The organism is Mesorhizobium sp. M0293, from assembly GCF_040321735.1.
Classification (GTDB): domain Bacteria; phylum Pseudomonadota; class Alphaproteobacteria; order Rhizobiales; family Rhizobiaceae; genus Mesorhizobium.
In genome coordinates, this window is record NZ_JAMYSA010000156.1 from 1 (window position 1) to 11,312 (window position 11,312).

Genomic DNA, 11,312 nt, shown 5'->3' on the forward strand with positions numbered 1-11,312 from the left:
GCCGGTTGCTCAACCCGCGCCACAAGGCGTAACAAAAACGGTCGAGGCTCTAATCGCAGCTGGATGACAGTTCAGTGGCAGGTCATCGGTGCTGATCGTCGGCGAGACGTTCCAACTCTACCAGGCAATGGCGCTGGTCCTGGTGCTGGGCGGCATCGGACTTGCCGAATACAGCGGGCGCAAGGCAGCAAAATAATCAAAAGGCTTTTGGCAGGCCAGCATCCTTCAAAATGTCGTTGGCGAGATGTCGGGACTTCAAAAACGTAACCAATGTCACGCGTTGTTGGGTCTCAGGATTGTACCAAACCTCATGGTCGCCCTTGCCTTGCCGCAACAATCTCCAACCCGCCTCTGTGAGCAATTTCTTTAGTGGCTTGGCAAAATTCTGCATTCTCGCCCACTGACCTCAAAAAATCTTGAGCGCATTCTAAGCGGATTTCAGAGGTGTAGACTTATTGCGGAGATTATTCCGCTGCGAGTGGGTTTGACGCGGTTGAAATGTCGTGAACCACAAGTTCAACGTCGAGTTCCACGGCATCCTCTAAGTCGAGCAAATCCGGTAGTACCGCCAATATCCGCTGACGCAAATCGTCGAGAGATTCGCTTTCGGTCGCCAGTCCGGTCTTGCCTCGCGAAATCGCGTACCAGACCGACGCCTCGTTGTCCCAACGGACATCAACAACCAGTTTCATCTTCGTGTCTCCGCAGCCAGATAATACATCAAGGCATCAAAAACGAAAGGCGCGGACTGGACCGCGCCTTTCGATCCTTCACAGCAAGTCCTGGGTTACATCGCGTTGACGTCGAACTGCAGCCGCTTGGCCGAATCGATCGACTTGTGCGCTTTGATCTTTTCCAGCACGGCCTCCGGGAACGGCGCGTCGAGATAGAGCAGCGCGATCGCATCGCCGCCCGGCCGGTTGCGGCCAAGCTGGAAGTTGGCGATGTTGACGCCGTTCTCGCCGCAGACGGTGCCGAGCAGGCCGATGATGCCCGGCGCGTCGGCATTGGTCGTGTAGAGCATGTGCTGGCCGACCTCTGCATCGAGATTGATGCCCTTGATCTGGATGAAGCGCGGTTTGCCATCCGAGAAGCAGGTGCCGGCGATTGAGCGCGTCATATGCTCGGTCTTCACCGTCAGCTTGATGTAGCCATCGAACACGCCCGACTTGTCGCGCTTGACCTCGGCAACGATGATGCCGCGTTCTTTCACCATGATCGGCGCCGACACCATGTTGACGTCGGAGACCTGCGGCCGAATCAGCCCGGCAAGGGTGGCACTGATCAGCGCGCGTGTGTTCATCGACGCGGTCGAGCCGTCGAACAGGATCTCGACCTCCTTGATCGGATCTTCGGTGACCTGGCCGACAAAGGCGCCGAGCACTTCGGCGAGCTTGACGAAGGGCTTCAGCCGCGGTGCTTCCTCGGCGGTGATCGACGGCATGTTGATGGCATTGGAAACGGCGCCCTTGATCAGGTAGTCCGCCATTTGCTCGGCCACATGCAGCGCGACATTCTCTTGCGCTTCCGCCGTCGAGGCGCCGAGATGCGGCGTCGCTACGACATTCTCCATGCCGAACAGCTCATTGTTCTCGGCCGGTTCGACCTCGAACACGTCAATGCCAGCGCCCGCCACCTTGCCGCTCTTCAGCGCCGCGATGAGGTCAGCCTCGACGATCAGCCCGCCCCGCGCGCAGTTGATGATGCGCACGCCGGTCTTCATCTTGGCGATCGCGGCCGCGTCGATGATGTTGCGCGTCTTGTCGGTCAGCGGCGTGTGCAGCGTGATGAAATCGGCGCGCGCGAAAAGCTCGTCAAGCTCGACCTTCTCGACACCGAGCTCCTCGGCACGGCTGTCCGACAGGAACGGGTCGAAGGCGATGACATGCATCTTCAGCCCGACGCCGCGCGTGGCGACGATCGAGCCGATGTTGCCGCAGCCGATGACGCCCAGCGTCTTGCCGGTGATCTCGACGCCCATGAAGCGGTTCTTTTCCCATTTGCCGGCATGGGTAGAAGCGTTGGCTTCCGGGATCTGGCGGGCAAGCGCGAAGATCATCGCCACCGCATGTTCGGCCGTCGTGATCGAATTGCCGAATGGCGTGTTCATCACGATGATGCCCTTGCGGCTCGCCGCCGGGATGTCGACATTGTCAACGCCGATGCCGGCGCGGCCGACGACTTTGAGTTTTGTGGCGGCGTTGATCAGCTTTTCCGTGACCTTGGTCGCCGAGCGGATGGCGAGGCCATCATACTGGCCGATCACTTCGAGCAGCTTTTCCTTGTCCTTGCCGAGATCGGGCAGATAGTCGACCTCGATGCCGCGATCCCTGAAGATCTGCACGGCGGTGATGGAAAGTTTATCCGAGACGAGAACGCGGGGCGCCATGGCGGCCTCCTTGAAATGGATTGTTGGGAGATGGGTGGCCCGAAGGCCGCCACGGAAAATCTCAGGCCGCCGCTTTCAGCGACGCCTTCTGCGCGGCGAAGGCCCAGTCGAGCCAGGGCAGCAACGCTTCCAGATCCGACGTCTCGACCGTCGCGCCGCACCAGATGCGCAGGCCGGGCGGTGCGTCGCGATAGGCGCCGATGTCATAGGCGACACCTTCCTTATCGAGCACCGACACCAGTCCCTTGGCGAAAGCCGCTTGCCCATCGGCATCGAGCGCGGACACATCCGGATCGGTGAAGGAAAGACACACGGACGTGTTCGACCGCGTCGCCGGCTCGACGGCGAGATGACCGAGCCATGAGGACTTGGCGACAAAGCGATCGAGGACGGCCGCATTGGCATCCGCCCTGGCGATCAGCGCATCGAGGCCGCCGATCGACTTCGCCCAGTTGAGCGCATCGAGATAGTCCTCCACGCACAGCATCGAGGGCGTGTTGATGGTCTCGCCTTTGAAGATGCCTTCGATCAGCTTGCCGCCGGAGGTCAGTCGAAAGATTTTCGGCAGCGGCCATGAAGGCTTGTAGGTCTCCAGCCGCTCGACGGCGCGGGGCGACAGGATGAGCATGCCGTGCGCGCCCTCGCCGCCCAGCACCTTCTGCCAGGAGAAGGTGACGACATCGAGTTTTTCGAAATCGAGCCTCTGCGCGAAGGCGGCCGAAGTCGCATCGCAGATGGTCAGGCCCTTGCGATCAGCAGGAATGAAATCGCCGTCCGGCACGCGCACGCCGGATGTGGTGCCATTCCAGGTGAAGACCACATCGCGGTCGAAGTCGATCTTGGTGAGGTCCGGCAGTTCGCCGTAGCCGGCTTCGATCTTGCGCACGTCGGCGAGCTTCAATTGCTTGACCACGTCGGTGACCCAGCCGGAGCCAAAGCTCTCCCAGGCGACCATGTCGACGCCGCGCTCGCCGAGAAGCGACCAAAGTGCCATCTCGACCGCGCCGGTGTCCGACGCCGGCACGATGCCGATGCGGTAGTCGGCAGGGACCTGGAGAATTTCCCGCGTCAGCGCGATCGCCTGTTCGAGCTTGGCCTTGCCGATCTTGGCGCGGTGGGAACGGCCGAGCGCAGCATTTGTCAGCGCCTCGACCGACCAGCCGGGGCGTTTTGCACAGGGACCTGAGGAAAAATTGGGATTTGCCGGACGGAGTCCGGGCTTCGTATGCGTCGTCATCGTGGTCTATCCTTCCAGATAGTGGCCCCTCGTTGGGGAGGGGTGGCCCACGGACGGCGATATGCGTTCAGACTTCGGGCGTCAAGAGGAAAGTTTTTGTCGCGGTCAGGATACCGGCAATCTGTGATCAGGATGTCGTGACTTCAAACGCAAACGGCGGACCCGAAGATCCGCCGTCCTGATCCTTGTGCTCGCGGCGCCTACCAGAGATCGTAGCGCAGCCCGAGCTTGACCTGATGGTTGCTGATCCCCTTGTGGACAGGAAAGGAGGTCAGGCTTTCGGCCGTCACGTATTCGGCGTCGGGCGCGGAGAAATACTGATAGCCCAGATCGACTGAGACATTCTTCGACACCTGATAGGCAAGGCCCGCATTCAGCGTATAGGCTAGGGAGTACTGGGTCTTGCTGTCATTCAGTACGAAATCATCGCTGGGATCGCTGTTGTCGGTGAAGTAGCTCGCTGAGAGGCTGCGCTTGCTGCGGACGACACCGATACCGGCGCCGAGATAAGGCGTGATCCCGACATAGGTGCCAAGGTCGACATAGCCATTGAGCATGCCCGAGAAGGCGTAGTTCTTCAGGGACGATGATGCCACGGTCGCCGTGTCCGGCGCTATCACGATCGCCGAATCGTCATAGCCGACGCCGATCTTGTTGCCTGGCAGATAGCCCAGATTGAGGTCGGCGCGCAGATAATCGTTGAAATGGTAGCCGAAGCCGACGCTGGCAAAGATGGGGTCTTCCTTGTCGCTGAAGCTTGCCGGCGTAAAGGCGAAATTGTCGTTCTTGAAGCTCTTCTGCGCCAGGTACGAGACATCGCCGCGCAGGTACCAGCCGGAACCGACCTCGACCGGCACATAGTCGGGCGCCTGGTCGACATAGATCGGCGGATCGTAGTCGGCGGCGTGCACCGGCGTCAGCGGCAAGAGGGCTAAGGCGCCAAGCGCCAGCGCCACACGCGAAATGATTTTCATGGTCCCCGACTCCCGAATTTGGCGCCGCCAGCATAGCAACGGCAGCCATCGTTTCAGGGAGCATTGTTAACCATAGTGGTTAAGTGCCGGTTAAGGCTAACAGAGGGTTAGCGAATTCATTTCCGAGGAGCTTTCATTACATGGGGTCCAAACGAAAACCGCCCGGCTGATGCCGGGCGGTTCGCGAGAATTTCAGGTAATGCTGGTGTTACTTGGTGTAGATCGGCTCGGGTTCGGGCTGGTAGGCCACGACCGGCGCGGCGCAACCGTTGTTGCCGCCGAACTGGTAACGCAAGCCACCGCGCACCTCGTGTGTGTTGATGCCGCGGTCGAAGCCGGGACCGGCGCTGCTCACATCCCATTCGAACATGCGGCCGCCCTGGATATGGCTGAAGCGGTAACCGGCATCGAGGATGATCTTGTCGGTCAGGCAGTAGGACGCGCCGGCCATCAGAGCATAGGCGAAGCGCCAGTTGGACGCTCCCGGGTTGGTCTCGGTGGTGTTCGGGTCGTAGACAGTATCCCACTTGACGCGCGCACCGCCGATGCCGGCGCCGACATAAGGCGTGATGCCATGATAGGTGCCGAGATCGGCATAGGCATTGGCAAGCAGCAGCAGGGCGCTCATCTTCGACACTTCGGTCGATGTTCCGTTGATATCCGAGGTGCCGCCGTTGAAGTTCGACTTGAACCAGTAGTCGGCGGTCAGATCGGTACGGAAGTAATCGTTAACCTTGTAGCCGACGCCGGCACCGAGCGAGAAGCCGCCTTTGAGCTTGCCGAAATCGAAACTTCTGGTGCCGGGCGTGACCGTACAATTACAGGGATCGACGGTGTAGGTCATATAGTCGATGCCGCGCACAGTCGACTTGTGATAGTCGATGTCGCCGCGGATATACCAGCCGCCGACTTCGACCGGCTGCTCGTAGACGGCCGGAGGCGGAGCCTCTTCGACCACCGGTTCCGCCAGGTCGGCTGCGAACAGCGGTCCTGCCAGGCCTGCGAACAGTAAGGCGAGCAGGACCTTTCTTGCTGTATTGAACATGCTTGTCACCCCTGAGAAGTTCGGAACGGCCATCGTGTCCGAATGCAATTGGCTTTCAGTCGTGGATAATGAATTGCAAAGGTTAAAAGGCGTTTAACCCTGTTGCTTAACCACGAATCTCGAAACTTCGAGGAATCGGGGCTCGGTTTTCGGGAGACCCCGAAGCGACCTCCGGGCCAACGAAAAAGCCCGCCGGAAGGGCGGGCTTTGAGCTGGTGGAGTGCTGCGGCGCAACGCCCTTGCGGGCGCTAGGCGACGCCCTTGCGGGCGCGCTGGGATTAGGCGGCGCTGCGCGTTTCCGAGATGACTTCAACAATACCATTGACGACGGACTCGACCAGTTGCGGATCGTCGCCCTCGGCCATGACGCGGATCAGCGGCTCCGTGCCGGACGGTCGGATAACCAGCCGGCCGGCCTTGCCGAGGCGGTTACGGGCATCCTCGATGGCTGCCTTGACGGGTGCTTCCTCGAGCGGCTTGCCGCCGGAAATATGGACGTTCTTCAGGAGTTGCGGCACGGGTTCGAACTTCTTCGACAGTTCGCTGACCGGCCGCCCCTGCCGCTTGATGCAGGCCAGCACCTGCAGCGCCGAAACGAGGCCATCGCCGGTGGTCGAAAAGTCAGACAGCACGATATGGCCGGATTGTTCGCCGCCGACATTCAGCCCATGTGCGCGCATATGCTCGACGACATACCGGTCGCCGACCTTGGTGCGATGCAATTGCAGCTTCATGTCGCCGAGGAAGCGCTCGAGGCCGAGATTGGACATGACCGTCGAAACGACGCCGCCGCCGGCAAGCCGCCCGCTCTGGTGCCAGGATTCGGCGATCAGCGCCATGATCTGGTCGCCATCGACGATCGCCCCGTTTTCATCGACAATGACGACGCGGTCGGCATCGCCGTCGAGCGCGATGCCGATGTCGGCGCGCACTTCGTGCACCTTCTTCTGCAGACCGGCGGGATGGGTCGAGCCGCATTCCTTGTTGATGTTGAAGCCGTTGGGCTCGACATTGATGGCGACGACTTCGGCGCCCAGTTCCCACAGCGCTTCGGGCGCCACCTTGTAGGCCGCTCCATTGGCGCAATCGACGACGATCCTCAAGCCGGAGAGCGACATCGAGCGCGGCAAGGTGCGCTTGGCGAATTCGATGTAGCGGTCATGCACGCCGTCAACGCGCTTGGCGCGGCCAAGCCCGTCGGAATCGGCGAGCGCCAGTTCGATATCCTTGTCTAGCATGCTCTCGATGCGCTCCTCGATCTCGTCGGAGAGCTTGTAGCCGTCGGGTCCGAACAGCTTGATGCCGTTGTCGTAGTAGGGATTGTGCGAGGCCGAGATCATGACGCCGATATCGGCGCGTAGCGAACGCACCAGCATGGCGACCGCCGGAGTTGGGATCGGGCCGAGCAGGAATACGTCCATGCCCGCGGCACAAAGACCGGCGACCATGGCATTCTCGATCATATAGCCGGAAAGCCTGGTGTCCTTGCCGAGCACGACACGATGACGGTGACTGCCGCGCTGGAAGGAGAGGCCGGCGGCCATGCCGACCCGCATCGCGATTTCCGCGGTCATCGGAAACTTGTTGGCGCGCCCGCGAATGCCATCCGTGCCGAAATAATTGCCTGCCATGCTAGCCCGTTTCCTCAACGTTTCTTCCCCGGCACGTCATGCCACAATTGGCCAGGGCGCTATGATCACATTGTGTGATTATATGTTACCAATCCTTAGAAAATCATTGTTGTGCACTGCACACAACATGACTGCAACCCAACAGGCTGAGACTGCGATGCTGCAATATACCAGTCATGCGAGCCTTTCAGCGCAGATGCACCTGGAAAATCTTGCTCTGAAGCCGGCAACGGGCAACGATTTCATCACCTTATCGGGAGAAGCCGGCTTTCGGCGATATATACGCCACTTAGCATCTGGCGCAACCGACCGTTGAGCGTTAATGATTCGCAGGGACGTATCATGGGCTGCTGCAACGGAGAAACGCTATGCTCATCCACCGACTTGCCACTTTGACCGGCCTCGCCGTCGCGACCTTGTTCCTGGCTGCGCCAGCCAACGCGCTGACGATGGCCGAGTGCAGCACGAAGTACAACGCCGCCAAGGATGCGGGGACACTCGCCGGGGCGACCTGGAACCAGTTCCGCAAGGCCCAGTGCGGCACCGACGCAGCGGCGACGACCGACGCCAAGCCAGCCGACACCAAGAAAGCAGCCGACACCAAGAAGGCTACCGATACGAAGCCGGCCAAGGCAGCCGCTGCGGCCGACGACAGCACGGCCAAGGGCCTGACGGCGAAGGAATGCAGCACCAAGTACCAGGCGGCGAAGGCTGCCGGCACGCTGAACGGCATGAAGTGGAACGACTTCCGCAAGTCCGAATGCGCCGCCGGTGCATCCGCCGCTGCCGCCGCCAAGCCGGCAACCACCAAGGCTGCCGCGGCTCCCGCCGACAGTGGCGGCAAAGGTCTGAGCATGGCCGAATGCAGCACCAAGTACCAAGCCGCCAAGACGGCCAACACGCTGAAAGGCATGAAGTGGAACGACTTCCGCAAGACCGAATGCGGTGCCGGCGCGTCGGATGACGACACCGTGCCGGCCGCCGATGAGGCGAGCTACACCAAGGAGCCTGCAAAGCCGACGACGGTTGCGCCCAAGGGCGTCACGTTCCCGTCTGCGATCTCGCCGAAATATTCCAGCGAGACCCCCGGCAAGGGCCGCATGCATACCTGCCTCGACCAGTACTATGCCCTTAAGGACGCCAACGCGCTTGGTGGCCTCAAGTGGATCCAGAAGGGCGGCGGCTTCTATAGCTTGTGCAACACCAAGCTGAAGAGCTGAGCGACAACGACATCTAAAAGAAGGACAGGCCCGCGCACCGCCAGGTTCGCGGGCCGTTTTTTTGCGGGGCGCCGCTCGGGACAGGCTGTTTGCAGGCAAGCGCCGTCGGCAAAGCTGCCAATCCCCCCTCGTGGGGGGCGATTGGCCGGCACGCCGGCTTCGCCAATCGTCAACGTCGAGGATGCAAGGTCGCGGACAGCTCCTCTCGAGCGCCCGAACGAAAAACGCCGCGGAACAATTGCCGCGGCGTTTCGAAAAATCAGTCTCTGGCCGAGCCTAGCTTGATGGCTGCGGTTCCATGCCGCCTTCGGGCTCGGGGCCTTTCTTGCGACGGCCGGACTTCGGCACGGCCGAGCCACGGCTTGGCGGCGTGTCGTCGCCGAGGTCCCGTGAAGGCTTCTGCCCAGCGATCAATTGCTTGATCTCCTCGCCGGACAGCGTCTCATACTCGAGCAGCCCTTGCGCCAGCGCGATCCATTCCTTCTTCTTCTTGGTCAGGATGGACTTCGCCGTCGAATAGGCCTCGTCGATCAGGCGGCGCACTTCGGCGTCGATGATCTGCGCGGTTTCTTCCGAGACGTTCTGTGTGCGAGCCACTGAATGGCCGAGGAATACTTCCTCCTGGTTGTCGCCATAGGCGACATGGCCGAGCTTGTCGGAAAAGCCCCAGCGCGTGACCATGGCGCGCGCCAGCTTGGTCGCCTGCTCGATGTCGGAGGAGGCGCCCGAGGTGATGTTTTCCTTACCGAACTTGAACTCCTCGGCGACACGGCCACCCATCATGATCGCAAGGCGCGAGATCATGTATTTGTAACTCATCGAATAGCGGTCGCCCTCCGGCAACTGCATGACCATGCCGAGCGCCCGGCCACGCGGGATGATGGTGGCCTTGTGCAGCGGGTCGGCCGACGGCACGTTGAGCGCCAGGATGGCGTGGCCGGCCTCGTGATAGGCGGTCAGCTCCTTCTCGGCCTGAGTCATGGCCGACGAGCGGCGCTCGGCGCCCATCATGATCTTGTCCTTGGCGTCCTCGAACTCAGCCATGGTGACGAGACGCTTGTTGCGCCGCGCCGCCATCAGCGCAGACTCGTTGACCAGGTTCATCAGATCCGCGCCGGAGAAGCCCGGCGTGCCGCGAGCGACGACCTTGAGGTCGACATTGGGCGCCAGCGGCACGTTGCGCACATGCACCTTGAGGATCTTCTCGCGGCCGACGATGTCGGGGTTCGGCACCACCACCTGGCGGTCGAAACGGCCCGGCCTGAGCAGCGCCGGATCGAGCACGTCGGGCCGGTTGGTGGCGGCGATCAGGATGATGCTTTCGTTGGATTCAAAACCATCCATCTCGACCAGTAGCTGGTTCAGCGTCTGCTCGCGTTCGTCATTGCCGCCACCGAGACCGGCGCCGCGATGGCGGCCGACGGCGTCGATTTCGTCGATGAAGATGATGCAGGGCGCATTCTTCTTGGCCTGGTCGAACATGTCGCGGACGCGGCTGGCGCCGACGCCGACGAACATCTCGACGAAGTCCGAACCGGAAATGGTGAAGAACGGCACATTGGCTTCGCCGGCGACAGAACGGGCGAGCAACGTCTTGCCGGTTCCCGGAGGACCGACGAGCAGCACGCCACGCGGAATCTTGCCGCCGAGCCGCTGAAACTTCTGCGGATCGCGCAGGAACTCGACGATCTCTTCCAGATCTTCCTTGGCTTCGTCGACGCCGGCGACATCCTGGAAGGTAACCCGGCCATGCGCCTCGGTAAGCAGCTTGGCCTTCGACTTGCCGAAGCCCATGGCGCGCCCAGATCCGGACTGCATCTGGCGCATGAAGAATATCCAGACGCCGAGGATAAGGATCATCGGCAGCCATGAGATCAGATAGCCGAACAGCGAATTGGAGCCGTCGGTCTCAGGCCGCGCGTTGATGGTGACGTTCTTGTCTTGCAGCCGCGTAACCAGCGACGGATCGCCTGGCGAATAGGTCTGGAAGCCGCTGGCATTGTCGGTGTAGGTGCCGGTGATCCGGGCGCCCGCAATGGTCACCGTCTTGACCCGGCCCGCCGCGACGTCCTGCAGGAACTGCGAATAAGGCACATCGCTGGAAGCCCCTCGCGTCTGCGGCGTCTGGAACAGATTGAACAGGGCGATAAGCAGGACCGCTATGATCGCCCAGAGCGCGAGGTTGCGATAGTTCGGATTCATCAATTGTCCCGTTGGCGTCCGCGGGGCGGACACACGTCATGAGAGGAAACTTGGGCCTAACATAGGGAGGGCGCCTCCCCTTGCCAAGCATAACAGCATGTCTGGGTTAAGCTTTCGCCCTATCATCAACCGGCACTGTGGCCGCTGAAAGGCAAGGGCGGGACCGGGGCCGCACCAATCAGCCCGGCGACGGCCCGCGCCGGTGCCAGATCGAAGGACGGCAGGAAGCGGGCAAAGGGCGCAACGACCGGCCGCACGTCAACCATCGCGGACACCCGTCCATGTCCAGGCAAACCAAGGCATTCACCGGCCTGCCACAACGCCGGCTCGGCGGCGAGCGCGGCGCGCATCAGGCTCGGCGGGGCTTTTCCTTCGCCCATCGCCAGCCGCTTCGCCGCTGCCGTGCCGAACGGGGCAATCAACAATGCTCCGCTGCTGTCGTTCAATGTGATGTGCCGGCGGCCGTCCCAGAGGGTGCTGTCGGTGGCGGCAGCGGCGGCGGGCAGGCCGCGGGGCGCGCCCGGGGGCGCCCAAGACGGCGGCCCGGGCCCGCCCCCACGACGCCCCCCCACTGGGCGCCGGACACACCGCGGACACCCCCGCGCCACCCCCCC

At 61.9% G+C, this 11,312-nt stretch carries 10 protein-coding genes and 1 pseudogene; 2 read left to right on the forward strand and 9 right to left on the reverse strand.

Features of this window, described 5'->3' with window-relative positions; all coding sequences use genetic code 11:
- Positions 1-85: 85 nt before the first annotated feature.
- Positions 86-196 (forward strand): annotated as a pseudogene (locus NKJ06_RS31965) (EamA family transporter); the annotation flags it as partial.
- Here NKJ06_RS31965 and NKJ06_RS31970 read toward each other — a convergent pair.
- The 7 genes from NKJ06_RS31970 to glmM form a co-directional block, all read right to left on the reverse strand.
- Complete coding sequence (locus tag NKJ06_RS31970) at positions 197-391, reverse strand: type II toxin-antitoxin system HicA family toxin (RefSeq protein ID WP_224700558.1); 195 nt, start codon at positions 389-391, stop codon at positions 197-199. It abuts the pseudogene before it with no gap.
- Positions 392-464: 73 nt separating this feature from the next.
- Positions 465-692 (reverse strand): DUF1902 domain-containing protein, encoded by a 228-nt coding sequence (locus tag NKJ06_RS31975; protein WP_352636232.1) that lies wholly within the window; start codon positions 690-692, stop codon positions 465-467.
- A 95-nt stretch (positions 693-787) separates the two neighbouring features.
- A complete protein-coding gene (serA, locus tag NKJ06_RS31980; protein WP_352636230.1) occupies positions 788-2,389 on the reverse strand; it encodes a phosphoglycerate dehydrogenase in 1,602 nt (533 codons plus the stop codon).
- 61 nt (positions 2,390-2,450) lie between these two features.
- Positions 2,451-3,626, reverse strand: coding sequence for a phosphoserine transaminase (locus tag NKJ06_RS31985; protein WP_352636228.1), 1,176 nt, complete (start codon positions 3,624-3,626; stop codon positions 2,451-2,453).
- A 200-nt stretch (positions 3,627-3,826) separates the two neighbouring features.
- A complete protein-coding gene (locus NKJ06_RS31990; protein ID WP_352636226.1) occupies positions 3,827-4,600 on the reverse strand; it encodes an outer membrane protein in 774 nt (257 codons plus the stop codon).
- A 208-nt stretch (positions 4,601-4,808) separates the two neighbouring features.
- Positions 4,809-5,645, reverse strand: coding sequence for an outer membrane protein (locus NKJ06_RS31995; protein WP_352636224.1), 837 nt, complete (start codon positions 5,643-5,645; stop codon positions 4,809-4,811).
- Positions 5,646-5,923: 278 nt separating this feature from the next.
- Positions 5,924-7,276, reverse strand: coding sequence for a phosphoglucosamine mutase (gene glmM / locus NKJ06_RS32000; RefSeq protein ID WP_352636223.1), 1,353 nt, complete (start codon positions 7,274-7,276; stop codon positions 5,924-5,926).
- Positions 7,277-7,644: 368 nt separating this feature from the next.
- Between glmM and NKJ06_RS32005 the strand changes: the two genes are divergently transcribed.
- Positions 7,645-8,496 (forward strand): hypothetical protein, encoded by an 852-nt coding sequence (locus tag NKJ06_RS32005; RefSeq protein WP_352636222.1) that lies wholly within the window; start codon positions 7,645-7,647, stop codon positions 8,494-8,496.
- Between the two features lie 276 nt (positions 8,497-8,772).
- Here the strand turns inward: NKJ06_RS32005 and ftsH are convergent, their stop codons facing one another.
- Entirely contained in the window at positions 8,773-10,698 is a 1,926-nt protein-coding gene (ftsH, locus tag NKJ06_RS32010) for an ATP-dependent zinc metalloprotease FtsH (RefSeq protein WP_352632061.1), read from the reverse strand.
- 125 nt (positions 10,699-10,823) lie between these two features.
- Positions 10,824-11,144, reverse strand: coding sequence for a hypothetical protein (locus tag NKJ06_RS32015; protein ID WP_352811995.1), 321 nt, complete (start codon positions 11,142-11,144; stop codon positions 10,824-10,826).
- Positions 11,145-11,312 lie beyond the last annotated feature (168 nt).